The 25541-nt window shown below is 48.2% G+C and carries 22 protein-coding genes; 18 read left to right on the top strand and 4 right to left on the bottom strand.

The window, feature by feature from the left end; translation table 11 throughout:
- Positions 1-3 precede the first annotated feature (3 nt).
- Together J07HQW2_RS08750 and J07HQW2_RS08745 are read right to left on the bottom strand one after the other, a co-directional pair.
- A complete protein-coding gene (locus J07HQW2_RS08750) occupies positions 4-1128 on the bottom strand; it encodes an AAA family ATPase (protein ID WP_048075211.1) in 1125 nt (374 codons plus the stop codon).
- A gap of 36 nt (positions 1129-1164) precedes the next feature.
- A complete protein-coding gene (locus tag J07HQW2_RS08745) occupies positions 1165-1437 on the bottom strand; it encodes a DUF7861 family protein (RefSeq protein WP_021055095.1) in 273 nt (90 codons plus the stop codon).
- A gap of 178 nt (positions 1438-1615) precedes the next feature.
- Between J07HQW2_RS08745 and rnz the strand changes: the two genes are divergently transcribed.
- Positions 1616-2572, top strand: coding sequence for a ribonuclease Z (gene rnz / locus J07HQW2_RS08740; RefSeq protein ID WP_048075578.1), 957 nt, complete (start codon positions 1616-1618; stop codon positions 2570-2572).
- 249 nt (positions 2573-2821) lie between these two features.
- Positions 2822-4798, top strand: a complete 1977-nt coding sequence (locus tag J07HQW2_RS08735; protein WP_021055093.1) for a DUF460 domain-containing protein — start codon at positions 2822-2824, stop codon at positions 4796-4798.
- 214 nt (positions 4799-5012) lie between these two features.
- On the opposite strand, the gene J07HQW2_RS08730 is transcribed toward J07HQW2_RS08735, so the two are convergent.
- A complete protein-coding gene (locus J07HQW2_RS08730) occupies positions 5013-5342 on the bottom strand; it encodes a PLDc N-terminal domain-containing protein (protein ID WP_021055092.1) in 330 nt (109 codons plus the stop codon).
- A gap of 159 nt (positions 5343-5501) precedes the next feature.
- Here J07HQW2_RS08730 and J07HQW2_RS08725 point away from each other — a divergent pair, with 159 nt between their 5' ends.
- The 11 genes from J07HQW2_RS08725 to J07HQW2_RS08675 all read left to right on the top strand — a co-directional run bounded on the left by J07HQW2_RS08725 (position 5502) and on the right by J07HQW2_RS08675 (position 18929).
- Complete coding sequence (locus J07HQW2_RS08725; RefSeq protein WP_021055091.1) at positions 5502-6497, top strand: tyrosine--tRNA ligase; 996 nt, start codon at positions 5502-5504, stop codon at positions 6495-6497.
- 115 nt (positions 6498-6612) lie between these two features.
- Entirely contained in the window at positions 6613-6903 is a 291-nt protein-coding gene (gene eif1A / locus J07HQW2_RS08720; protein ID WP_021055090.1) for a translation initiation factor eIF-1A, read from the top strand.
- A gap of 111 nt (positions 6904-7014) precedes the next feature.
- Positions 7015-7893, top strand: coding sequence for a serine/threonine-protein kinase Rio1 (rio1, locus tag J07HQW2_RS08715; RefSeq protein ID WP_021055089.1), 879 nt, complete (start codon positions 7015-7017; stop codon positions 7891-7893).
- Positions 7894-8122: 229 nt separating this feature from the next.
- Entirely contained in the window at positions 8123-8350 is a 228-nt protein-coding gene (locus J07HQW2_RS08710) for a DNA-directed RNA polymerase subunit H (protein ID WP_021055088.1), read from the top strand.
- The gene (locus J07HQW2_RS08705) at positions 8347-9924 is read left to right on the top strand and encodes a DNA-directed RNA polymerase subunit B'' (protein WP_021055087.1); all 1578 of its coding nucleotides are present in this window, start codon (positions 8347-8349) and stop codon (positions 9922-9924) included. The genes J07HQW2_RS08710 and J07HQW2_RS08705 overlap by 4 nt, the downstream gene beginning before the upstream one ends.
- Before the next feature lie 262 nt (positions 9925-10186).
- Positions 10187-12022: a DNA-directed RNA polymerase subunit B gene (gene rpoB, locus J07HQW2_RS08700; RefSeq protein WP_021055086.1), complete on the top strand. Its 1836-nt coding sequence runs from the start codon at positions 10187-10189 to the stop codon at positions 12020-12022.
- 100 nt (positions 12023-12122) lie between these two features.
- Positions 12123-15059, top strand: coding sequence for a DNA-directed RNA polymerase subunit A' (locus J07HQW2_RS08695; RefSeq protein ID WP_021055085.1), 2937 nt, complete (start codon positions 12123-12125; stop codon positions 15057-15059).
- Positions 15052-16965, top strand: a complete 1914-nt coding sequence (gene rpoA2 / locus J07HQW2_RS19980; protein WP_021055084.1) for a DNA-directed RNA polymerase subunit A'' — start codon at positions 15052-15054, stop codon at positions 16963-16965. The genes J07HQW2_RS08695 and rpoA2 overlap by 8 nt, the downstream gene beginning before the upstream one ends.
- A gap of 219 nt (positions 16966-17184) precedes the next feature.
- The gene (locus tag J07HQW2_RS08685) at positions 17185-17607 is read left to right on the top strand and encodes a NusA-like transcription termination signal-binding factor (protein WP_021055083.1); all 423 of its coding nucleotides are present in this window, start codon (positions 17185-17187) and stop codon (positions 17605-17607) included.
- Positions 17608-17818: 211 nt separating this feature from the next.
- The gene (locus J07HQW2_RS08680) at positions 17819-18247 is read left to right on the top strand and encodes a 30S ribosomal protein S12 (RefSeq protein ID WP_011572585.1); all 429 of its coding nucleotides are present in this window, start codon (positions 17819-17821) and stop codon (positions 18245-18247) included.
- 1 nt (position 18248) lies between these two features.
- Complete coding sequence (locus tag J07HQW2_RS08675) at positions 18249-18929, top strand: 30S ribosomal protein S7 (RefSeq protein ID WP_048075209.1); 681 nt, start codon at positions 18249-18251, stop codon at positions 18927-18929.
- A 441-nt stretch (positions 18930-19370) separates the two neighbouring features.
- On the opposite strand, the gene J07HQW2_RS08670 is transcribed toward J07HQW2_RS08675, so the two are convergent.
- Positions 19371-20237 (bottom strand): DUF5781 family protein, encoded by an 867-nt coding sequence (locus tag J07HQW2_RS08670; RefSeq protein ID WP_021055081.1) that lies wholly within the window; start codon positions 20235-20237, stop codon positions 19371-19373.
- 401 nt (positions 20238-20638) lie between these two features.
- Here J07HQW2_RS08670 and J07HQW2_RS18205 point away from each other — a divergent pair, with 401 nt between their 5' ends.
- The 5 genes from J07HQW2_RS18205 (at position 20639) to J07HQW2_RS08655 (ending at position 25541) form a co-directional block, all read left to right on the top strand.
- Positions 20639-21091 (top strand): hypothetical protein, encoded by a 453-nt coding sequence (locus tag J07HQW2_RS18205; RefSeq protein WP_303704035.1) that lies wholly within the window; start codon positions 20639-20641, stop codon positions 21089-21091.
- A gap of 112 nt (positions 21092-21203) precedes the next feature.
- Positions 21204-21665 carry a transposase gene (locus tag J07HQW2_RS19975; protein ID WP_394324609.1) on the top strand — a complete coding sequence of 154 codons (462 nt, stop codon included), beginning with the start codon at positions 21204-21206 and terminating at the stop codon, positions 21663-21665.
- Positions 21611-21829, top strand: a complete 219-nt coding sequence (locus J07HQW2_RS19970) for a zinc ribbon domain-containing protein (RefSeq protein WP_394324638.1) — start codon at positions 21611-21613, stop codon at positions 21827-21829. The genes J07HQW2_RS19975 and J07HQW2_RS19970 overlap by 55 nt, the downstream gene beginning before the upstream one ends.
- A gap of 402 nt (positions 21830-22231) precedes the next feature.
- A complete protein-coding gene (locus J07HQW2_RS08660; RefSeq protein WP_021055077.1) occupies positions 22232-24421 on the top strand; it encodes an elongation factor EF-2 in 2190 nt (729 codons plus the stop codon).
- A 523-nt stretch (positions 24422-24944) separates the two neighbouring features.
- Positions 24945-25541 carry an amino acid-binding protein gene (locus J07HQW2_RS08655; RefSeq protein ID WP_048075577.1) on the top strand — a complete coding sequence of 199 codons (597 nt, stop codon included), beginning with the start codon at positions 24945-24947 and terminating at the stop codon, positions 25539-25541.

The following is a 25541-nucleotide window of genomic DNA, read 5'->3' as shown; positions in this document are numbered from 1 at the left end:
AAATTATGCTCGCTTTCCTGACGTCTGCGTTTCAGATATCTCTGCTGTCTCATCAAGTGTTGACTGTCCGCTTGCCCATGCAGCCAGCAGATGTGTCAGGTGTAGTCTATCCTCACCACCTTCAGCAAGGTCACGATCAGCGGCACCAGCTAACCGATGAAGCCGAATGATATTCGTATTTCCATATGTCTCAGGATATGTGTTTGCAACAGAGAGGAGTTCTCTGAGAAGCTCCTGTCCGCTGAATCCTTCATCATCAAGCAAGGTAGTTATTTGATCGCGAGCGTCATCGATTTCCTGGGCAGCAGCATCATCAAGAATCTCTTGGAATGTATCTTCATACCCAACATCCGCAAGCGCCTCTTGAGCAGCATCTGTCGTGATTGCTCCATCGCCTTCGGTTGCAGCATGCTGTGCTGCTAAGATTGCATATCGAAGGTCACCGTCGGCTTTTGAGGCAATAAGCGTCACTGCCATTTCATCGGTCTCAACATCCTCGGCTGCGGCAATATTAGTTATAACTGATTCAATCTCATCGGCTGTTGGTGCCCGGATAGGAACGGGAAATGATCGTGAGCGGATTGGTGGAATCAGTGTTGTTGGCTGACGAGTAGCAATAACAAACTGTGTGCTCTCATGATACCGCTCCATTACCCGGCGAAGTGCCTGTTGGAAATCCTCACGAATTGTTTCAGCATTGTCCAGCAGGACGGTTTTATAATTACCAGAGGCTGGTTGATACGATGCGAGTTCTTGCATCACGTGTGATATCATGTCTCGCTTTGACCAGTCACGCTTGTACTTATTCCTTCCATCTCCACGACGATACTGCTTTGAAAAAGCAGTTTGACCCTGAAGAAACCGCTCAAATCGTGGATCCTCTCGAATCTGTTTTTTACTTCGATTAAAGAAATCTGCGACATTAATCTCGATTAAGTCGGCATCTGGGTCTGAATGCACCTCACGTGTGAACGCTCGAACAGCGGCTGTCTTTCCAACGCCCGGTGGTCCTTGAATAATGAGATTCATGGGCTCATCCACTATCCGGGTGAGTCGGTCCCGAGCACCTGCCTGCGGTAATTCAGCGAGTGCGGGAGCATGACGCTCTATCCACAATGGTGCCTGCATCATATGTTTATTTGCGACCGCTATGTATGAATCCCGTTATTCTCCACGTGCCCGATACCATACTCGCTCTCCGATGGCGTTGTTCAGCTTAGGTTCGTCTCCGGTGTCAAGCTCAATCTCAACATCAAGCCGGCTCAAGAACAAATCGCGAACTGCTATCGTTACTGTTAGTTCGTGTTCATTTCCCTGCGCTGTTTGTACGGTGACAGCGCAGTGTCCATCTTGCGTTTCAACTGAGACAATCGTGCCGACAGACCACCGGTCAGTATCGTGTGAAGGTGGCTGTGCATGAATTCTGTCATGCTTCATACTGAAACATTATCACTGATTTAGGATACACATTTGCATCTTTTCAGATAAAACAAATGACCGTCTCGCACATCCGCGAGCATCCGTTATGATTGTCCATTGGGAAGATCGTCCACCCAATTTAGTGGACACCGATTCGACACGGGTTTATCTTATCAGTCAATATCTGAAACAACTGATGCGTGTAACGTTCCTCGGGACCGGTGGGGCTGTGCCAACGACAGAACGGGGACCGAGTGCGTTCTTTATTGAGCGCGATGGTGAGCGACTATTATTTGATTGTGGTGAAGGCACACAACGACAGATGATGCGATTTGGGACTGGATTCAACCTTTCGCATATTTTTGTGACTCATCTTCATGGTGATCATATTCTTGGAATTCCCGGTCTTATCCAAACCCTCGACTTTAATGACCGGACGGACGCGCTTGCGATCCATGGACCCCCTGGGTCAAAACCACATCTCCAACATTTAGTCGAGACTGCCGGCTACCGTCCTGGATATCCAATTAACATCCGTGAAATCCGACCAGGAACCGTTGCTGTCGATACTGGCGACTACATGATTCGTAGTTTCGAAACATCACACCGTGGTGTCACATCTATTGGGTATGCACTCATTGAATCAGATCGTAAGGGTCGGTTTAATCGCGAACGAGCAGAGGAACTAGGTGTTCCTATTGGTCCGAAATTCGGTCAGTTACATGATGGTGAGTCTGTTGAATTAGCTGATGGGAGTGTCGTTCATCCCAAACAGGTTGTTGGTGATCCTCGACCAGGTCGTCGAGTCGTCTACACTGGAGATACACGCCCAACTGAGATGACTGTTGAGGCTGCGACTGATGCTGATTTACTTATTCATGATGCTACTTTTGCCGCTGACCGAGCGGACCGAGCTAGACAGACGGGTCACTCGACAGCACAGGAGGCAGCACAGATTGCAGCGCGTGCAGACGTACGACGGCTTGCACTCACACATATCTCATCACGGTATACTGGGGATGTAACCCCGCTTAAAAATGATGCAACGGCTGCACTCGACGGACAACAAGCGTTTATTCCTAATGATGGTCGCACAGTCGATGTCCCATTTCCTGATGCTGATGATGCTCACGCTTCTCCTGATATGACATAGTGGATTCAAGCAGTCATAGGTACCTGTAGATACAGTTACTTGACTTCGTCACCACATTTTGATAGTTTCAGACCGATTCAATTGAGCTGCTCGAAAATATAGTACTTTATTTGACTAATTCTATCGAGAGATGCAATCTAAAAGCCGAGTGATAACTGTGGATGCCGTGAATTATATTATGTCACTGTATTTTGATTTTATGTTCATAATCAGCGTGGCATATATATCTGCACACGATGAATTGCATTTGTGAACGACCGGACGAGCGCACTCGACTCACTCGTCTTCGGCGTGGATATCCAAAGCGGGGATGTCCGCGGCGATGCGCCTTCATACGCTGTCGTTGCTTTCGATGGCGAGCATGTTGACCGTGATGTTGTTTCATATCGAAAACTATCTCGGCTCATAGACCGTGAGGAACCAGCTATTATCGCGACCGACAATATGTATGAGCTGGCGGCCGATAAGGATGAACTGGTTCATTTCTTACAATCAGTACCCGCCGAGACAACGCTTGTGCAGGTAACCGGTGCAGAACGACCTGAGCCTCTCTCTCGTGTTGCTTCGCGCCATGGCGTTCCATACGGTAAAAAGCCAATGAAAGAGGCTGAAGCGGCGGCTCGTCTTGCAGCTGCAAACGTTGGTCACGAAGTTTCAGCATTCGGTGATACAACAGTAGTGAAAGTTTCTCGTGGTCGCTCCACCGGAAAAGGTGGTTGGAGTCAAGATCGATACACCCGTCGGATTCATGGCTCTGTTAAACGACGTTCTCGTGAGGTTCAAAAACGGCTTCAACAGGAAAATCTTGAGTTTGACTCAGAAGTAACAGAAAAATACGGTGGCTATTCGAACGCTGTATTTACCGTTTCAGCCCCACCTGAAGATATTCCTGTTTCTGCCGGGCGATCTGGTGACACACGCATAGAGATTGAACGCGAGCGTCAAGACGGAATTGAGTTTGACCCACTTGCTGAACGTCGTGATCCTGTTGTTGTTGGGATTGACCCTGGGACGACAACCGCTGCTGCAGTTATCGGGCTTGATGGGACAATATATGATGTCTACTCATCACGAACAGCCGATACTGCTGCGGTGATTGAGTGGCTCATTGAACGCGGTCGTCCAATCATTGTTGCGGCAGATGTCACACCGATACCTGAAACTGTTGAGAATTTTCGCCGGAGCTTTGACGCTGCCGCGTGGACACCGTCAACTGACCTTCCGGTTGATGAAAAACTCCACCGCACGCGGGATGCCGCATATGACGATGATCATCAGCGAGACGCCCTTGCTGCGGCATTGTTTGCGGCTGATGATCATGCTGATCAGTTTGACCGGATCATACAGAAAACGCCACGTGATGTCGACCGTAGTGAGGTATTCGCCCGAGTCGTTGCTGGTGAAGAGTCTGTTGAGGCGGTGTTGCGCGATCTCGACGAGGATGAAACAACTGATGATGATGACACTGACCATCAACCGCGTGAACTAACAGAAGAAGAACGTGAAATTAAGCGGCTCCGTCGACGTGTTGATCGACTTGAATCACATGTTGAGGGTCTTGAGGACACGATTGATGACAGAGATGACACAATCGAATCATACGAACAGAAGCTTTCGGAAGCAAAACGCGAAGAACGGCGACAGGCTCGAGAGCGCCGTGAGGTAAAACGTCTTGAACGTGAAAACAACCGGCTTGAACGTCGCATCGAGACAGTGGAATCAGAAAAAGACGACCTCAATAAAAAATTAAAACGACTTAAACATCTCTGGAAACTTGATCATTCGAATTTCACTGATGTTGACACCGACGGTGACCTCGCACCGGTAAAAATTATTGAGCAATTTACCACTGATGCAGTTATTCAGACAGATGAGCAATACGGACTTGCATCAGGTGATGTGGTGTACCTTCGTGATGCCTCTGGTGCCGGTCAGTCAACTGCTGAGCGGTTAGTGGCGACCGACCCCCGTATCGTGCTCCGCTCTGGTGGTAACCTTTCTGAAGTAGCTGACCGTGTGCTGTTTGAAAATGAAATTCCGGTCGCACCTGTGGATAACGTCGCGATTCAGGAGGTTGATGAACTGGCTGTTGCTCGCGAATCAGATATTGAAAAAGCGATTGAAGACTGGGAACGTCGCGCAGCAGAACGACGCCGTGAACGAAAAGCATCGATGGTTGATCAGATTATCTCTGAACATCGCGCAGAAACACAGAGCGGTCAATAGCACGGCTACGCGTTATTACTTATCCGATCACGAAAGTCATCATATTATACTTATGTTTGTCACTGATATGATTGTGAACTGTCGTCACAGCGCACAATACAGCATGAATATATCACCGGCATCGATTTTACTGAGAACCCCTGGTCGATTCGTTTGAGGTTATCATACTATTCGCATGATATTCGATTAATAACGAGTAGCAGTATAGACTGCTCTAGCGCTTGACGCTGGTATCCGTTCCACTCGCTTCAACTTGATGTGGAGCGTCCGGTTGCCCGAGCAAGTAATAGCATACAAACCCAACAACTGGTAGTATAAACGCAACAACTGTCCAGGTAAGTGCAGCATTGCTCTCGCGACCATTAGCATCGATGTACACCCACCCGGGAAGCACAATATGTGCAATCAGGAAATACAACGCGAATCCAATGAAGTACAGCAGTGCTTGAAGATTGGTGGTGACAGTCCACAGTATGGTGAGCGGGAGGAAAGCAGCGACCACCATTATACCAAGCACAATCATTGGTGACCGAGTTGTTGCCATGGATCAACACTATGTGCTTCAAGATATTCGGAGTTACGATACTATGTCCCGATCTACCCACACCAGATCCAGCTAAACGAGGAAGTAATCTATCAATATGAATTGATAATTAATATCGGCATCAGAACGCATATATCGATATCACAATACCGAATATGTATGGATACGGACGTATACGAGTCAATTACACAAAATACCGCTGAGGTGGTCACAGACGAAGAGACACGTGAATTCTCGGACTCACCGGATCAAAAGCGCGCGTATGTCGGATATGAACCTTCCGGCGTTCTTCATGTTGGTCATATGCTTACAGCAAATAAACTCATTGAACTTCAATCAGTTGGGGTTAATATTGTTGTTCTTCTTGCGGATGTCCATGCGTATCTCAATGGTAAGGGAACATTTGCAGAGATACGAGAGACTGCGTCGCAGATGCGTGAACAATTTATTGCATACGGACTTGACCCAGACCAAACTGAGTTCATTTTGGGCTCATCGTTCCAATTTGATGAAGAATATGCATTAGATCTTCATGCACTTGAGGCTGAAACTTCACTTGCACGCTCAAAACGAGCCATGGCGGCAATCAAAGGCGATGATACAGCAACAGTTGCACATGCAGTATATCCGCTGATGCAGGCGCTTGATATCGTGTATTTAGATATCGATCTCGCGATTGGTGGAACTGAGCAGCGAAAGGTGCACATGTTGGCTCGTGATACACTTCCAAATATTGATGCAGACGCTCCAATATGTCTTCATACTCCACTTATTGCAGACCTGACAACCGGTATTGGTAAAATGTCATCCTCATCTGGGGTTTCAATCTCAATGGAAGATGATACGACGACACTTACAGAAAAAATTGAGAGTGCATATTGCCCTCCTACTGCCAATCCCAACCCAACCGGCGACGGTGAGTCACGATACAATCCTGTGCTTCAATTGTTTGAATATCATGTATTCCCACGGTTCGGCGACATTGTCATCGAGCGTCGTGAAAAGCACGGTGGAAATCTCAGCTACGACACATATGATCAACTTGAATCAGATCTCGAATCTGGTGATCTTCATCCCGCAGATGCAAAAGAAGCACTCGCCACATATCTTGATGAACTTATTGAGCCTGGGCGAGCGAAGATACGCGATCAATGAAGCCAAGAAATCACTATGAGATTGTATCTCGGGATCCAGTATTTGATATTCTGCACTCAGCATTTCGAGCTAGAACCTCGCATAACTTAAACCGAGTCGCACCAAACTGTCGATTATGAGCAACGACGAAAACAGGGGGAGTCATGACCTTCGAATGCCTGACGACGACGAGGTATTCGCCGTCGTTACCAATATGCTCGGAGCGAATCGTGTCACTGTCCGTTGTGCTGACGGTAATGAACGGACAGCTCGAATCCCTGGTCGAATGCAAAAGCGAATCTGGATCCGCGAGGATGATGTGGTGCTTGTTGAGCCATGGGATTGGCAAGATGAAAAAGGCGATATTACATGGCGATATGAAAAATCTGAGGCAGATCAACTTCGTGACGAGGGTCGTATCCGGTGACTGACCACGATCATGACGATGCTGAAGTCGCGGATACAGATATGAGTGACATGAACACCGAAACCGAAACTGAACACGCCCAACTCAGAACCAGCATTTGTAGCGCCTGATGTGGTCGATACTCCCGGTAATGAATGGGCAGAAATTGATGTTAGCGACACGGAAGCGGACCGTATTGCCCGCCGCCGAGATCGCAAATTTAGTACCTTTCGTGAACGTCTTACCGATGCAGACCAGTTCAAGGTTGAGCAGTCTGTTTTCGATGATGCAACCTTTGCTGCAATCTACAAACTCGTCCAGGATGATCACATTGCTGCTTTTGGGGGACCAATCTCGACCGGTAAAGAAGCAAATGTATATGAGGCACGCGGGACGGATACTACTGATGTCGCTGTTAAAATATACCGAATAAATGCCTCAGACTTTCGGCAAATGCGAAGCTATCTTGAGGGCGACCCCAGATTCGATGGACTCGGACAGGATAAAAAAGCAATCGTACTTGCATGGACACAAAAAGAATTTGCCAACCTCCGACGAGCAATGCGGGCGGGTGTCCGCGTCCCTGAGCCGATCGCTGTTGAACGGAATGTTCTCACCATGGAACTTGTGGGACTTGTCGAAGAGCGTGCCCGTCGGCTCGCAGAAGTAGACATTGAGAATCCACAGACAGCGTACGAGGTTGCTCAAGAGTATATGCAGCGGCTCTACAGTGCTGGACTTATTCATGGCGATCTTTCTGAGTACAATATGATCATTCATGATGGCGAACTTGTCGTCATTGACCTTGGTCAAGCAGTGACTGTTCATCACCCGAACGCTGAGATGTTCCTCCGCCGTGACTGTGAAAATGTTGCTGCATTCTTTTCTCGACAGGGGATCGAAACTGATCCAGAAACGCTTGTTGAAATTGTCACTGAGCCAGATCCAGACCCATCTGGTACATTGACCCAGTCTGAACAATCAGTTCAACCGACCGATAATCAATCCTGACTGCCCACCGGCTGTGAGTCATGAACTCACTTTTTGACGATCTCCAGCATAACATATATTACGCATCTACTATTATGTGATTACAACGCGGGTCGGTTGTGGCATCCATTGTGATGAGCAGTGCTGACATCACCGAGGGTAATAAATGTTAAATGGATGCCTACCATATTAGACTGTAGTATCCCGTGATAGTTTCTCTCCCACGTGACGCTCATTGATCCACCCAGCTATGGTAGATGTAAATCAACATACACTCGTTCCAGAACACACACTCATTAATGAAGACGATATTGAGGCAATATTGACCGAATATGATATTCGCCGTGCTGACCTTCCAAAGATACAGCGCCGCGATCCAGCATTGCCAGATGATGCAGAGCCGGGCGATGTTGTAAAAATAGTACGTGACTCACGAACAACTGACCGAGCCGTTTCATACCGATTGGTGATTGAATGAATCGAGAAGACCGCCGAACTGTTTCACGAGAGTACTTTTCAGAGGATCGACTTGCTGAACACCACTTCCGCTCGTTCAATAACTTCCTTGAACGAGGGATGCAAGACGTTGTTACCGAAAAAGAGCGTATTGAGACTGATATCGGTGATAAAGAGGGAGAAGAACCGGTTTTCGTTGAACTCGGTGATGTTCGGATTGAAACGCCTCGTGTGCGCGAGGCTGATGGATCCGAGGAGTTGTTATTCCCACAGGAAGCACGACTCCGCAATATTACCTATGCCGCACCGGTCTTCATGGAGATGTCAATCGTCCGTGGTGGTGAGGAAGAGCAGGAAGTCGTAGTTGATACGACCGAAACGAAGGTCGGTCGGATGCCGATCATGGTCGGCTCAACAAAGTGTAATATTCATGGGTTGACTGATGAGGAACTCATTGATATCGGTGAGGACCCCGTTGATCCAGGTGGTTACTTCATCGTCAACGGATCTGAACGCGTATTGATGACCTCTGAGGATCTAGCACCGAATAAGATCCTTGCAGAGTATGATAGTAAATATGGGGATGAAATTCAGGTCGCAAAGACATTCTCACAGCGACGTGGATATCGAGCACTCGTTCTATGTGAGCGTAATCGTGAGGGTCTGCTTGAAGTCTCATTCCCCTCTGTTTCCGGTAGTGTTGAGTTCGTTACGCTCGTCCGCGCGCTCGGACTTGAATCCGATGAAGAGATTGTACATCGCGTTTCTGATGACCCTGAGATTGTGAAGTTCATGTTGGAAAATCTCGAAGAGGCATCAGTTCAAACCGAAGAGGAAGCAATTGAAACGCTTGGGAAACGCGTTGCAAGTGGGCAAGGTAAAAACTATCAACTGAAGCGAGCAAACTACGTTATTGACCGATACCTCCTTCCACATCTCCATGAAGATGGTATCGAAGAGGAAGCTGTTCGGATCAATAAGTCATATTACCTCTGCCGGATGGCTGAGGCGTGTTTCGAACTTGCACTTAATCGGCGTGAATCAGATGATAAAGATCACTATGCCAACAAGCGGCTGAAGGTTTCTGGTGATCTGATGAAAGACCTGTTCCGAACGGCACTGAATAAACTCGCTCGTGACGTGAAATATCAACTTGAGCGAGCGAATATGCGAAACCGTCAACTTACAGTCAATACAGTCGTTCGATCAGACGTTCTGACTGAACGACTCGAACACCCGATTGCAACTGGCAACTGGGTTGGTGGACGATCTGGTGTCTCACAACTTGTTGATCGGACGGATTATATGGGTGTGCTATCACATCTCCGCCGACTTCGAAGTCCACTATCACGAAGCCAACCTCACTTTGAGGCACGTGACTTACACGCGACTCAGTGGGGGCGCATTTGCCCATCAGAAACACCTGAGGGACCGAATTGTGGGCTTGTGAAGAACTTTGCTCAAGCGATGGAGCTCTCACAGAACGTTGAAGATGAACAATCACTCAAACGAGAGCTGGCGTCAATGGGCGTGGACATCTTCCACACCAGTGCGAACACTGATGATACAGACACCCGAAGTCCGGCAGACGACTAACAACTCATAATGTGGGATAGCGGCGATCCCATACAGTGTGATCATAATCAGTGTGGGCGTGGATATCCATGTTGGAGTCCACCTGCTTGTGTGCGTGCATAGAAGAGGAAAAATACGAAACAGAATTTAACGTAAGATTATATACTGTCCATTATGTTGAAGAACTCTGTCCCGCTGCCAGCATCACCCGATTCAGCCTTACCCAACTGAAGCACAGTTCAAATTAATCATAACACAATCGAATTCAAGAATCTCATAACTTATGGCTCAAACCCCAAAACAACGAGAAGCGAAAGTATACGTCAATGGTAGTCTTGTCGGGACACATGAAAGTCCTGATGCACTTGCAGACAATATCCGCGAGGCACGTCGTCGTGGTGAAGTCAGCGACATGGTCAATGTCTCGGTAAAAGAGCGAACGCGCGAGGTCATTATAAACGCGGACGCCGGTCGTGCACGACGACCACTAATTGTCGTCGAAGATGGCACCCCACGTCTTGGAGATAAGGAAATCGATGCGGTCAAAAATGATGATCTTAGCTTTGAGGATCTCGTTAATCGTGGATATATTGAGTTCATCGATGCCGAAGAAGAAGAAGACATCTATGTCGCCGTTGATGAAGACGAAATAGAGGAAGCACACACGCATCTCGAAATTGACCCGCAACTTATTTTCGGCATTGGTGCTGGGATGATCCCATATCCAGAACATAATGCTTCTCCGCGGATTACGATGGGTGCAGGGATGATGAAGCAGTCGCTTGGGATTCCAGCCGCAAACTATCGTATCCGGCCCGATACGCGGCAACACCTCTTACATTATCCACAGTTGTCGATGGTGAAAACCCAAACAACAGAACAGATTGGCTTTGATGAACGACCAGCAGCACAAAACTTTGTGGTTGCTGTCATGTCATATGAAGGTTTCAATATTGAGGATGCACTTGTCATGAATCAGGGTTCTGTTGACCGCGCAATGGCTCGGTCGCATTTCTTCAGGACATATGAAGGTGAGGAAAGACGATATCCCGGTGGACAAGAAGATCGATTTGAGATCCCAAGTCAAGATGTTCGTGGTGCACGCGGTGAAGATGCATATACGCACCTCGATGAGGATGGATTAGTTAATCCTGAAACACGTGTTGATGAGAACTCAGTTCTTCTTGGCAAGACGTCCCCCCCTCGATTCCTTGAGGAACCGGATGATATGGGTGGACTCTCGCCACAGAAACGACGTGAAACATCAGTAACGATGCGTTCTGGTGAGTCCGGTGTTGTTGATACAGTCACATTGATGGAAGGCGAGGATGGATCAAAACTTGCGAAAGTGTCCGTTCGTGATCAGCGCGTTCCTGAATTAGGTGACAAATTCGCATCACGACATGGACAGAAGGGTGTTGTTGGTCATCTTGCACCACAAGAGGATATGCCATTTACTGAAGAGGGCGTTGTTCCCGATCTTGTCCTCAATCCACATGCGCTCCCGTCGCGGATGACAGTGGGACACGTTCTTGAGATGCTTGGTGGGAAAGTTGGGTCGCTCCAGGGACGTCGTGTCGATGGAACAGCCTTCCAGGGTGAGGATGAAGAAGACCTTCGAGAGGCACTCGAAGAAAATGGATTCAATTCTTCTGGAAAAGAAGTCATGTACTCCGGCATTACCGGCGAAAAGATTGATGCAGAGATTTTCGTTGGGACAATCTTCTATCATAAATTGTATCATATGGTGAGCAATAAGCTGCACGCGCGATCGCGTGGTCCAGTGCAGGTGCTCACCCGTCAGCCAACCGAAGGACGAGCTCGTGAGGGTGGACTTCGGCTTGGTGAAATGGAGCGCGATACAGTGATTGGTCACGGAGCAGCAATGGTCCTGCAGGAACGCCTTCTTGATTCATCTGATAAAGAAGAAGTCTATGTGTCCGCAGATACCGGGATGGTTGCTGTCGAAGATCGCGGTCAACGGCGGATATATGACCCTGTCTCGGGCGATGAAGATGATATTCACGAAATTGAGATCAGCTATGCATTCAAATTACTCTTAGATGAGATGATTGCTCTTGGTATTCGACCACGACTTGACCTCCAAGATGCAGTGTAGAATCATATGCAAACCAGTATACGCTCTACGACGACGAACAAGCTTCCGACTCGATAAAACACAAACACAAACACAAAAATAAACACACTCACTATATACAATGTCAACGCAGACTCCAAAAGAAATCGGCGCCATTCAGTTCGGATTAATGGACCCAGAGACGTATCGCGACATGTCCGCAACAAAAGTGATTACTGCAGACACTTACGACGACGACGGCTACCCTATCGACATGGGATTGATGGACCCTCGACTTGGGGTCATTGATCCTGGGCTTGAGTGCAAGACCTGTGGGTCACACTCGGGATCCTGTAATGGTCACTTCGGGCATATTGAACTAGCTGCTCCAGTCATTCACGTTGGATTCACGAAGCTTATCCGTCGATTGCTCCGTTCAACGTGTCGTAACTGTGGACATCTTGCGCTGACTGAAAACGAGCGCGAAGAGTTCCGTGAAGGGCTCCAACGAAATGAGGAACTTGGTGAGGACTGGACAGATGTGCTTAAATCAGCTGTCCGACAGGCACGAAAAACAAACGTCTGCCCAAGTTGTGGTGAAACGCAGCATGATATCAAACATGAGAAACCAACCACATACTACGAAGTCCAAGACGTTCTTGCAGGAGATTACCCAGAAAAGATTGCGTCAGCGATGCAGCCAGACCCTGACGATGAGAACGATAGTGGTCTGTCACCAAACGCGCTAGCTGAAGCTACAGGTATCAATGTTGAGCGAGTCAATAATATACTCTCCGGAGAGTTCCGTCCGGTCGGCGATGATCGCGAGGAACTCGAAAATGCACTTGATATCGACCTGACGGAAGAGGACATGAACAAACTCATGGCCTCTGATATTCGCGATTGGTTTGAAAGCATTCCAGATGAAGATATCGAGACACTCGGTATCGACCCAAGTCGAGCCCGTCCGGAATGGATGGTCATGACTGTCTTACCGGTCCCACCAGTGACAGCTCGTCCATCAATTACACTTGATAATGGGCAACGATCCGAGGATGACCTGACTCACAAACTCGTTGATATTATCCGAATCAATCAACGATTTATGGAAAATCGCGAAGCTGGTGCTCCACAGCTCATTATTGAGGACCTCTGGGAACTGCTGCAGTATCACGTGACAACATTCATTGATAATGAAATTTCGGGAACACCCCCTGCCCGACACCGGTCCGGACGACCACTCAAAACACTCAGTCAGCGGCTGAAAGGAAAAGAAGGTCGATTCCGTGGATCACTATCAGGAAAGCGCGTAAACTTCTCAGCACGAACGGTCATCTCGCCAGATCCAACGCTTTCGCTCAATGAAGTAGGTGTCCCAGAGCGTGTTGCTCGTGAAATGACACAGACAATGAACGTCACAGCACGGAATGTCGACCGTGCACAGCAGTACGTTCGAAACGGTCCAGAAGGACATCCTGGAGCGAATTATGTCAAACGACCAGATGGACGACGGCTCAAAGTTACAGAGAAAAACTGCGAAGAACTCGCAGAAAAGATCAGTGCTGGCTGGGAGGTGAATCGTCATCTCATTGATGGTGATATTGTAATATTCAACCGACAGCCATCACTGCATCGGATGTCGATTATGGCACATGAAGTTGTTGTCATGCCATACAAGACATTCCGACTCAATACGGTTGTGTGCCCACCATATAATGCTGATTTCGACGGCGATGAGATGAATATGCACGCACTACAGACGGAGGAATCACGTGCAGAGGCACGAGTATTGATGCGTGTTCAAGAACAGCTCTTGAGCCCTCGATTTGGAGAAAACATTATTGGAGCAATCCAGGACCATATCTCGGGAACATACCTTCTCACGAATGGAAACCCACAATTCAGTGAAACCCAAGCGCTTGATCTGCTCCGAGCAACGAGTATCGATACTCTTCCAGAGGCTGCGGGTCAGGCTGAGGATGGCAATCCATACTGGAGTGGTCGGCAGCTATTCAGTGAATTGCTCCCGAATAATCTGAATCTTGAATTCACCTCTGCTGCAGGTGACACCGTCGAGATTGTTGATGGCAAACTCATTTCTGGAACAATTGACGAAAACGCCGTTGGCGCTTTTGGTGGTGAGGTTGTTGACACACTTGCAAAGGTTCACTCAAAGACGCGAGCCCGTGTGTTCGTTAATGAAGTCGCATCGCTAGCGATGCGAGCGATCATGCACTTTGGCTTCTCAATTGGAATCGATGATGAGTCAATTCCACCAGCAGCAAACGAGTTGGTTGATGAAGCAATCGACAATGCATACGATCAGGTTAATCAATTCATCGATGTGTATGAGAATGGTGAACTTGAGTCTCTTCCAGGGCGGACAGTCGATGAAACGCTCGAAATGAAGATCATGCAGCAACTCGGTAAGGCACGTGACTCTGCTGGTGAAATTGCTGAGAATCATTTCGAAGACGACAACCCTGCCGTTGTGATGGCACGATCCGGTGCTCGTGGATCGATGTTGAATCTTACACAGATGGCTGGCTGTGTTGGTCAACAGGCAGTCCGTGGCGAACGGATTAATCGCGGATACGAAGGTCGAACGCTTAGTCATTATCAGCCTGATGATCTATCAGCAGAAGCACATGGATTTGTTGAAAACAGCTACCGTGGTGGATTGACACCACGAGAGTTCTTTTTCCATGCGATGGGTGGTCGTGAGGGACTTGTTGATACAGCTGTCCGAACATCAAAGTCTGGATATCTCCAGCGACGGCTCATCAATGCACTCTCAGAATTAGAGGCGCAATATGACGGCACTGTTCGAGATACCTCTGGTAATGTCGTCCAGTTCGAGTTTGGTGAAGACGGAACCTCACCAGTGAAGATATCTTCAAGCAAGGACACGCCGATTGACGTCGAAAGTGTTGCCGACCGTATTCTCGAAACAGAATTTGAATCTGAAACGGAGAAAGAACAGTTCCTAGGCCGACAGGAACGACCAACGAATATTTCAGAATACGCCGGTCCAGGGCTTGATAAGGCACGGAATCTAGGGGTGGAATCTGATGACTGATACAATTGCTGGTACTTCCGAATACGAGCATGTAACTGATGATATCGTGGCTATCGTTGATGACTATAATCTTCCAGAGAGTCTACAACATCGGATTTATGAGACAATCGAAGACCGAGGAGAGGTTCCACTCGAAAAGGTTGATGAGATTGCACAAGCGATTGCCTCCCGATATGAGGACTCTCGTGTTGATGCACACGATCCTGTAGGAACAGTCTCAGCACAGTCGATTGGGGAGCCTGGAACACAGATGTCGATTGAAGCCGATGAATCGATCGTCGTTCGTCGTAATGGTGAGACAGAGCTTACCGAAATTGGCTCATTCGTTGATACCATTCTTACTACTGATGAGCGAGAGACTCGGATTGCTGATGGACATGAAGTTGCGCTCGCACCGAACGGGCTTGAAGTTCCGAGTCTTGACACCGATGAACGGATTCGATGGAAACATATTGAGGCAGTAAGTCGACACGAAAGCCCAGATGAAATCCTCTCAATTGAACTTGAATCAGGGCGTTCAATCCGGGCGACAAAGGCGCATTCATTCGTTACTCGCCGTAATGGAGACGTTGTCCCGGTCGCAGGAGAAACGCTCACTGTGGGCGATGTGCTCCCGACAGTCGGCTCGTATGATCGGGCAAGTGGTCGTATTTCGGTTCCGCTCTCATCACAGTCTGTCGTTGCTGACGGTGGAGTAGTTGAGACTGAAACTGAAGCGAATATACATACCGAGACAGATATTCCTGTGACGGCATCGTCTGAGGTGATTGAGTCAGCAACGTGGGAACGCATCAGCTCTATTGAAACTGTTAGTCCCGAGTACGAGTATGTATATGACCTTTCAGTAAGTGGGCTTGAGACGTTTACAACTGGTGAGGGGGTTGTGACACATAACACAATGAACACCTTCCATTATGCTGGTGTTGCTGAGATTGATGTTACACAGGGGCTCCCACGGCTTATCGAGCTCGTCGATGCTCGAAAAACACCAGATACGCCGATGATGACAGTATATCTCGAAGAAGAGTACGCAGATGAACGGTCACGTGCTCATGAAGTTGTCTGGCAGATGGAGGCAACAAAGATTCTTGCACTGGGCGATATCTCAACGAATGTCGCTGATATGCTTGTGCAAGTTAATCTGAACGCGGAAACACTGAGTGAGCGCTGGCCAACGATTGGCGAGACTGACATTATTGCCGAAGAGGTAGCTGATATAATCGAGAATAATCTCGGTGTCTCAACACGACGAGATGGGATGCTTATTGAATTCGGTCCTAGTGAGCCAAGCTATCGACGGCTTCTGCAACTTGTTGAGGAGCTTCGCGATATTGTATTCAAGGGGCTTGAAGATATCTCTCGAGTCGTTATTCGCAAAGAAGATAACGACCAGACTGACGGTGAGGAATTCGTCCTATACACTGAGGGGTCAGCTTTCGGTGATGTCTTACCAATCGAAGGTGTTGATGCCTCGCGGTCAACGAGTAATAACATTCACGAGGTCCATCGTAATCTCGGCATTGAAGCGGCTCGTGAAGCCATCATCAATGAAACAATGGAAACCCTCCGCGAACAGGGACTTGATGATGTGAATGTTCGACATCTGATGCTTGTTGCAGATATCATGACAAACCGTGGTGAGATTGAGTCTATCGGTCGACACGGTATCTCTGGCTCAAAAGATTCCGTGCTCGCACGTGCAGCATTCGAAGTCACGGTAAATCATCTACTCGATGCAGCTGTTCACGGTGAGGAAGATGATCTTGAAGGCGTTATCGAAAATGTGATTGTTGGAAAGCCAGTTGCGATTGGAACCGGTGATGTTGACCTTCGGATGGGTTCAATTGATGCCGACAGCAGTGGTGGTACTAGTTCAGGTGGAACTCCGGAACTCTCTGATGATTAAACAGACCAGATAGAGCTGGCACAGAGAAAATCACGTTTTCTATGATATAAAATATCTAAACATTATTTCTTGGACAGAGAGTACGATTTGCAGTATCGTAATTAAAATACGGTAGTTTTATTTTAACTACTACATGTAGTCATATTATAATAGCGCGTCTCTATACTGAGAATTATATATCAACCATTAACTATCAACTTGAATCTCTGGTTAAAATAAATGCATATCACACTTTCTGATGAAGCACGACAGTATATTGCATATTTTGAGTCAGCAACGGATGCAGCCGTTCGTGATTGTTTACTCTTTGATGATCGGATTGTTCTCCTCATCGCCGCTGGTGAAATGGGAACAGCAATCGGTCCGGGTGGCAAGCATGTCTGTACGGTCGAAAATAATATTGGAACAACTGTTGAGTTGGTTGAAGATGCTGAGACACCCGATGCGTTCGTTGAAAATGCCTTGGCACCTGCGGTTGTACGTCACGTAACGCTTTCAGAACAAGGTGGTGAATGCGTTGCGTATGTTGAGATTCCGGATCCAGATCGTGGCATCGCAATTGGTGCAGATGGAAAGAACATCCAAACTGCACGAATGCTTGCACGTCGTCATTATGAGATTGATGATATCCAGATTACCTAATCTGCCAGTATTGAACTCTCATTGAAGTATTTTGATTTCGCGTGGAATCGCACTCTCTGAGCGATGACCCTCGCGTGGGTAATTTTGCTTACTTCACGGCACCTGAAACAGCCTCAAAAGCGCGCTCAGGGTGTAATACTCGTTGCTGTGTCCGTTTGATAATCTTCGAAAAGGGACTCTTAAGTATCTTCACCGGGTATTTGATGCCACTATGGCAAATGGCAAGTACGCCGCGCGAAAACTTAAACAAGACCGGCAGCAACGACGATGGTCTGATTCGGAATACGCACGTCGTGAACGTGGTCTTGGTGCGAAGTCTGACCCACTTGAAGGAGCGCCGCAAGGTCGTGGTATTGTTCTAGAGAAGGTTGGAATTGAGGCAAAGCAGCCAAATTCAGCAATCCGAAAATGTGTTCGAGTTCAGCTGATCAAAAATGGTAAGCAAGTGACTGCATTCTGCCCAGGCGATGGCGCGATTTCATTTATTGACGAACACGATGAGGTCACAATCGCTGGTATTGGCGGTGCGAAGGGTCGAGCAATGGGTGACCTTTCCGGTGTCAATTATAAAGTTGAAAAAGTAAATGGCGTCTCGCTTATCGAGCTGGTTCGCGGGAATGCAGAGAAACCGGTACGATAAAATGTCTGAATCCGATACTGATTCCGATCCCTCTGATCAAGACCCTGAGGCTGATCTCACTGATGATGTCGTCGTAAATGACGATGAGTCAACAGAAACGACCGCCGATACCGATACTACAAGCACTAATGCAAAATTATTCGGTGAGTGGGACGTCTCTGAAATCGAGTATGATGACCCTTCGACACAGCGGTATATTACGGTCACCCCCATCGCACATACAATGGGCCGACACGCTTCGAAGCAGTTTCAAAAGTCAAAGATTAGCGTTGTTGAACGACTCATCAATCGATTGATGCAGACTGAAGATAACACTGGTCACAAGCAAAAAACGATGAATATTGTCGAGGATGCATTTGATATCATTCACAATCGGACCGAGGAGAACCCTGTACAGATCCTTGTCAGTGGTGTTGAGAATGCAGCTCCACGTGAAGAGACCGTTCGTCTGAAATATGGTGGAATCTCAGTTCCACAAGCTGTCGATGTTGCTCCACAGCGTCGCGTCGATCAGGCGCTGAAGTTCATTGCAGACGGCACTCAACGTGGCTCATATAAATCAGCACAAAGTGCTGCTGACTCACTTGCGCAGGTAATTATTGGCGCAGCAAACTATGATGTTCAATCATACGCTGTCGGACAGAAAGAGGAGTCTGAACGCGTTGCTGAGGCAGCTCGATAGATTCTTTATCGCTATCCTATTGTACTCCGCGCGCCGCCTTGCCAATACGCCCGATGGTAGTAAGATAACACGACAGAGATTCGCTACCCTTTAGTTGAACATATGAAGTAGCTTCAAAGGGTCCTGTATATCCAAGGTATACATATGAGACTCACCCGGGGTATAATATTACCGCTGGACCGCATTCGATAGAGCGTAAAATTACTTATCAGCCAGTATGATCAAAGGTACTGAGTTACTCTGAGATAAGCGTCTGGTGGGATCATTCCTCGCAAATATCTTGAGTCAAGCCTCAAGATGCTCGCCTTGGTTATCTGTCAGCTTGCGTTTGAATAATGCAATAAAAAAGATATATGTATTACCCTGATAGTCCGAAAAGGTTTATACAGAACATCACACTACCTGGAGCGTTAAATTTACGATCAGATTGTGAGTACGTATTTAATCAGAAGCCGGACCGAATTGGAACTGAGATTGTGATGCGGTTGTCTTATTGGAATCTATTTTTTCTTCGTTCTCGTTCTCTCCATGCTCATCGGTAGCCTTGGATAAAGCAGCTCCAGATTCATTCACAGCGTAGGCTCGAGTTGCATCAACGAGTGCACTTCGATATTCGCTCGTTGTTGGATTTGCCCCAAGTGAGCGGAAATGCCGTGTAAATGAATCCATATCGACGGCCGGAGCATCATCTGCTGCAGCGTGGGCAAGATCGTATAATCGGTGATCAGAACTAATGAGCTCATGTCGTTCAACGAGTGCGAGTGCAAATGCTGCATTTACAGCCGTAATTTCTGGGTCTGAGTCAACAGTGACACGCTGTGAGTTCGGCCATGGTGATGGTGTTGATGAAGATGCCGAAGCAACTGCTCGAGCCAACTCAGATTCAAGAAAATCAATAAGCTTCGTTGGTGCGGTTACTGCGAGTGTAATATCGTCAGCATAGATATCCTTCATGTGATTCGCAATCTGATAGCAATGTGCAATTTTATGTCGTTCGACCGATTCGCCAGCAAGAGCAAGATATAGCGCTTCCTCAGTTGCTAGATGATGTGAAACGTGTCCTTCCTCATTCCGAGCCATGTGTGCTAGCTCATGAACTACTAATTCGCGAGCCATTGCACTTGTTGCTGCCTTCTGTGAGATATTCAATACGTGGCGGTCATCATAGTGAGCCGCCCAGGTCCGCTCATCGGGATTTTCACGCACATCAACGTATACTGGGCTGTTGAGATCATACTCTGTCTCAAAGAGTTCCGCTGCGCCAAGGAACGGTTCCGCTGGGGCGGCTCCGCGGACTCGCATATCCATGTTTATTATTATCATGGTGTGACCGAGTAAAAGTGTTACAGATTACAGATTGTAATTGATACTATTCTCGTATCATTACTACTGCTATAGCCATATTATCAATAACCAACAAATAGAACACGGAAATTATGTAAAATTAATATATTTGATCATATACCGTGTCATCTAATTTTGCATGCCCGTCCGAGTAGGCTGATGAGTTGATAGTATAATGTATTGCCTGGAATCTCATTATCGTATATCAATATCACTCGCTTTAGACAGTTTCAAGCCGAACGCCCACGGCTTCAGCCGTTGATGAAGCCGACATTATCTAAACCAACCCACGCACGCCCAACTTTTCGTATCACCTAAACACAGCAAATCTCAGTGAGCGACCGGTATCAAGAGTGCTTGTTCGAGTGGTTGGTAGCCCACGCCCCTCGTGGAATCAACTCACACATCGTCGCCGACAAGCGTACTTTGCCGATGACGAAGACGTATGCGACGTAGAGCACGACGACCTCTACGACAAATACGCTCCAATACTCGGCAAAGCCGCGTGCCAGCAAGTCACCCGGAAGAACAGCGACGCGTGGCGGTCGTTCTTCCGACTCCTCGACCAGTACCACTCGCAAGACCCCTCAGTTACCGAAAAGCCGTCACCGCCCGGCTACTGTGGCAACCGAGACGACGGATACGGATACGACCCATACGGTCTGGTCTCGCCAGGAACGATTTATGCACGTTCGACTGGGGCGAAGAAAAAACTACGTCGGAGTTTGGCGTCGGTGACGTACTCGAAGACAAGTACGACCTCGACTGCCATTATCAGGAACGCGTCACAATTGAAGTCAGCGTCACCGGGATCGTGAAGTGGCGCGGTGACGATACAGACTGGAACTCATCTACGACGAAGCGGCTGACGTGCTCCATGTCAAGCACCCGGTTCGCATTCGGTCAATCGACTCAGAGAACAGCGACTGGATGCCTTCGCTCACACACTCAATCATGAAACACGACGTACACAGCAGCCATGACGTGGGCGCGAACAATACCCTCAGTATCGACACCAGCACTGGGGAGACCACCGTCTATCACGCCCGACCAGAATTCGAGCAGTTCCAGCAGCATTCGGAGCGGATTGCTGCGTTGCAGTCGGAACTGCCCGACGAGCAGTATTCGAGTCAGCGTATCCAGTGCCTGCACGTATATGATGAACGAACACGGAGGCGCGACCACAGTCGCAACGCAGTTGTGAAACACGCCGTGGAGTGGCTGCTCGAACGGAACGTGGACACGGTGTACGTCGGCAACCTGTCTGATGTGCTAACTGCGCACCGGTCGTCTACGGTAAACAGAAAACACACGCGTTCTGGAGTCACGGGCAACTTATCGATCGACTCGAACTCACACTCGGAGATGTCGGCATCACCGTCGAAGGAGTGAGTGAAAAAAGTTCGAGTCGCAAGTGTCCACAGTGTGAGTCTGAAAACGTTCACCGGGCCGGGGCGATGATGCGTTCCGATCTCCGACCCGATGATGACTGCGAGCTGGACGCGCACAGTGACGTTGCTGGGGCGTGGAACGTGCTGCAAAAAGAAGTAGAGTAGGGCGATGGCTATGGCTCGGTCAGATGCCCTGTCTGCTGAACGCGGCAGGGACGCACCCACGATGGGGCGTACTGGGAGTGGAACGACCATAATCGGACACCATCGGTTTGGGGACAGCCGAGGTCGAGGTCGGGGTCGGGTTAAGCAACCCAACCCAGTGTCAGCGAACCCGTCAGTTCACAGCCGGGGGAATCGCTTAGCCGGATTGCCCACGGTTGAAGCTGTGGGAGGAAGTCAAGCAATTGGGTCTGTATCTATTGGTTTGCTGTCAGAGGTACATCTTTCCAGACAGACACAATAATATCTTAATGTCAATATAAAAGATAACCGTATCACTGGTAGTACCTGTCATATCATCAAAACACTACCCTTTTGCCCCTCCTACCGGTACAGACTGCTATAATGGGCCGACGAAAGAAGATCGTCCAAGAATGTGAGCAACTGATGGAAACACCGGGGCAGATCCGGAACATCGCCATCGCCGCTCATGTTGATCACGGCAAGACGACCCTTACTGATAATCTCCTTGCTGGGGCAGGGATGATCGCCGACGAGGGTGAGGCGACCCGACTGATGATGGACACTGAGGAGGACGAACAGGAACGTGGAATTACGATTGACGCAGCCAATGTATCGATGACACATGAATATGAGAGCACGAATCACCTCATCAATCTTATCGATACCCCTGGCCATGTTGACTTTGGTGGTGACGTAACTCGAGCGATGCGTGCCGTTGACGGTGCGCTTGTGGTTGTTGATGCGGTTGAAGGAGCGATGCCACAAACGGAGACTGTCGTTCGACAGGCGCTTCGAGAGGGCGTGAAGCCGGCGTTATTTATCAACAAGGTTGACCGGCTTATCTCTGAGCTTCAGGAAGGCCCACAGGAGATGCAAGAACGACTGCAGACTGTCATTGCTGATGTAAATGAACTGATTCGCGGAATGACGGAAAACCGCGATGATATCGATGATTGGACAGTCTCAGTTGAAGCCGGGACTGTTGCCTTCGGATCAGCACTGTACAAGTGGGGAGTCTCTGCACCATCAATGATTGAAACTGGGATTGGGTTCCCTGAGATCATTGAAATGGAGCAAGATGACAAACGGAAAGAACTCCACGAAGAGACGCCATTGTCAGATGTTGTGCTTGATATGGTTGCTAACCATTTCCCGGATCCACTCGATGCACAACCACGACGTATCCCCCGTGTCTGGCGGGGTGATGGCACTTCAAATCTTGCAACACAAATGCGTGATGTCACAGATGATGGGGATGTCGTGTTTATGGTGACTGATATTTCGATGGACCCGCATGCCGGTGAGATTGCTACTGGCCGACTGTTCAGTGGAACGCTGGAGCAGGGACAAGAATTGTATGTTTCTGGAACAGTTGGCACGAATCGTGTTCAGTCGGTTGGGATCTTTATGGGTGGTGAACGAGAAGAACTTGATCGTGGTGTTCCAGCAGGAAATATTGCCGCTGTGACTGGTCTCCGTGATGCGATTGCAGGTTCAACTGTCTCATCGGTTGAGATGACACCGTTCGAGTCGATTGAACATATCTCTGAGCCGGTCATTACGAAGTCCGTTGAGGCAACGAATATGGATGATCTGCCAAAGCTCATCGAAACGCTTCAGCAGGTCGCAAAAGAGGATCCAACAATTCGTGTTGAGATTAATGAAGATACAGGTGAGCATCTTATCAGCGGACAAGGTGAACTGCATCTTGAAGTAATCACCAAACGTATTCAATCAAACCAGGGAATCCCTGTCCAAACAGGTGAGCCAATCGTTGTTTACCGCGAATCACCACAGAATGCCTCCCGCGAGGTCGAAGGGGTTTCGCCGAATCGACATAATAAATTCTATATTACTGTTGAGCAACTCAGCAACGATATTGTTGATTCGATTCAACTTGGCGAGATTTCAATGGACATGCCTGAGTTGGAACGACGTGAGGCACTCCAAGAGGCTGGTATGGACAAAGACACCTCCCAGGAAGTCGAACACATTCATGGGACAAACATCCTCATTGACGATACCAAAGGGATTCAACACCTCAATGAGACAATGGAACTCGTCATTGAAGGACTTGAAGAAGCACTTGATGACGGACCACTGGCAGCAGAACCGACGCAGGGTGCATTGCTTCGATTGCACGATGCGAGGTTACATGAAGATACAATCCACCGCGGTCCAGCACAAGTGATTCCGGCTATTCGTGATGCTGTTCATCGAGCACTCATCGACGGTGATATCAAATTACTCGAACCAATCCAAGATGTCCGTATCGATGTTCCTTCCATGCATATGGGATCAGCATCTGGTGAAATCCAGGGACGACGTGGTCGTGTCGACGATATGTTCCAAGAAGGTGATCTGATGGTCATCGAAGGAATTGCTCCAGTTGAAGAAATGATTGGATTCTCCTCTGATATCCGTTCAGCAACGGAGGGTCGTGCGTCATGGAATACTGAAAATGCCGGTTTCCGTGTGCTTTCAGATAATCTTCAAAGTGAGAAGATCATGGAGATTCGCGAGCGGAAAGGAATGAAACTTGAACTGCCTGGCTCTGTCGATCAGTTCTAAACTTCCTCTCTTTGCTATACTCAGCGAAAACGTAAGCAAAAGCGAAAGCGTGAGTATCCGTTTCCTACGTTTATTTATTTGATACATCCGCTATTGAAACCAGACTGAACCTCCCAGTAAAATGCCCGATAGCGAAGATACATAGTTTTGAATCTCATGAGTGTACTTACTCAGTAATCTACTATTCACATGTGAGATACGGCAATCGCGACGCAGTCATCGACGAAGACTTATACCACCTCATATCTTGAATGTGAGGTATGCGTACGGGCACAGTATGTGAACCTCAGCGCGTCGACGCGAAAATATACCATTTTATAATCGCGTTGCGCACAACATTGACACAGACTGTGATATGTGAGGTGCCCTGGCAGTGACATCGCCTGAGCGACTACCATCGGATGATAATGACGCTGATGAATCTGAGAGTAACCGCAGCCATGATGATGAGCAGATACAGACAGATACTGATGATGCATCCGTCTCTAATTTTACAGAGAATACTGACACTGATACAGTGACAATAAAAGATACTACACCAGACGATGATACTGGCTCAACGCCGCTTGATGACCCAACAACCGAGGTTGAGGCTGATGGTGGAAATCGTCCACAACCACACACTGTGCGGCTTGAACTTACTGATGAGCCTGGGCAACTTCTTGCTGCACTTCAGCCAATTGCTAATAATGGCGGCAATCTACTCTCAATATTTCACGAACGGGGTAATCTTACGCCTCGAGGGCGCATTCCTGTCGAGGTTGATCTTGAATGTCCACCCGATCGATTTGAAGCGATTGTAGATGCACTTCGTTCTGAGGGTGTTAATGTCATTCAGGCAGGTGCAGAGCGCTATGCAGAGGAAGTTATTGTGATGCTTATTGGCGATCTTGTTGAAACGGATTTATCAGATACGCTCGAACGTATTGATGAATGTGGGTCAGCATCGGTAGCAGATGTTGCATTAAGCGCACCCGACGGACGTGATGATGTCTCAAGCGCACGCTTACGATTAGCAACTCGTGCTGGAAAAACAACAGACGCCATTGCGGCGGCGCGCGATGTTGTCGCAGACAAGAACCTCCACATCATCGAGCCCCTTACTGAGGAGGTAATTTAG

It is taken from the genome of Haloquadratum walsbyi J07HQW2 (assembly GCF_000415985.1).
GTDB lineage: Archaea > Halobacteriota > Halobacteria > Halobacteriales > Haloferacaceae > Haloquadratum > Haloquadratum walsbyi_B.
This window is presented reverse-complemented; position numbering and strand designations above follow the sequence as displayed.

What these genes read in the sequence shown, in the direction of transcription:
- J07HQW2_RS08750 (WP_048075211.1), bottom strand. Translation starts at nt 1,128, where the DNA reads ATGCAGGCACCATTGTGGATAGAGCGTCATGCTCCCGCACTCGCTGAA.
- J07HQW2_RS08745 (WP_021055095.1), bottom strand. Translation starts at nt 1,437, where the DNA reads ATGAAGCATGACAGAATTCATGCACAGCCACCTTCACACGATACTGAC.
- rnz (WP_048075578.1), top strand. Translation starts at nt 1,616, where the DNA reads ATGCGTGTAACGTTCCTCGGGACCGGTGGGGCTGTGCCAACGACAGAA.
- J07HQW2_RS08730 (WP_021055092.1), bottom strand. Translation starts at nt 5,342, where the DNA reads ATGGCAACAACTCGGTCACCAATGATTGTGCTTGGTATAATGGTGGTC.
- J07HQW2_RS08725 (WP_021055091.1), top strand. Translation starts at nt 5,502, where the DNA reads ATGGATACGGACGTATACGAGTCAATTACACAAAATACCGCTGAGGTG.
- eif1A (WP_021055090.1), top strand. Translation starts at nt 6,613, where the DNA reads ATGAGCAACGACGAAAACAGGGGGAGTCATGACCTTCGAATGCCTGAC.
- J07HQW2_RS08710 (WP_021055088.1), top strand. Translation starts at nt 8,123, where the DNA reads ATGGTAGATGTAAATCAACATACACTCGTTCCAGAACACACACTCATT.
- J07HQW2_RS08705 (WP_021055087.1), top strand. Translation starts at nt 8,347, where the DNA reads ATGAATCGAGAAGACCGCCGAACTGTTTCACGAGAGTACTTTTCAGAG.
- rpoB (WP_021055086.1), top strand. Translation starts at nt 10,187, where the DNA reads ATGGCTCAAACCCCAAAACAACGAGAAGCGAAAGTATACGTCAATGGT.
- J07HQW2_RS08695 (WP_021055085.1), top strand. Translation starts at nt 12,123, where the DNA reads ATGTCAACGCAGACTCCAAAAGAAATCGGCGCCATTCAGTTCGGATTA.
- rpoA2 (WP_021055084.1), top strand. Translation starts at nt 15,052, where the DNA reads ATGACTGATACAATTGCTGGTACTTCCGAATACGAGCATGTAACTGAT.
- J07HQW2_RS08685 (WP_021055083.1), top strand. Translation starts at nt 17,185, where the DNA reads ATGCATATCACACTTTCTGATGAAGCACGACAGTATATTGCATATTTT.
- J07HQW2_RS08680 (WP_011572585.1), top strand. Translation starts at nt 17,819, where the DNA reads ATGGCAAATGGCAAGTACGCCGCGCGAAAACTTAAACAAGACCGGCAG.
- J07HQW2_RS08675 (WP_048075209.1), top strand. Translation starts at nt 18,249, where the DNA reads ATGTCTGAATCCGATACTGATTCCGATCCCTCTGATCAAGACCCTGAG.
- J07HQW2_RS08670 (WP_021055081.1), bottom strand. Translation starts at nt 20,237, where the DNA reads ATGGATATGCGAGTCCGCGGAGCCGCCCCAGCGGAACCGTTCCTTGGC.
- J07HQW2_RS19975 (WP_394324609.1), top strand. Translation starts at nt 21,204, where the DNA reads ATGCCTTCGCTCACACACTCAATCATGAAACACGACGTACACAGCAGC.
- J07HQW2_RS08660 (WP_021055077.1), top strand. Translation starts at nt 22,232, where the DNA reads ATGGGCCGACGAAAGAAGATCGTCCAAGAATGTGAGCAACTGATGGAA.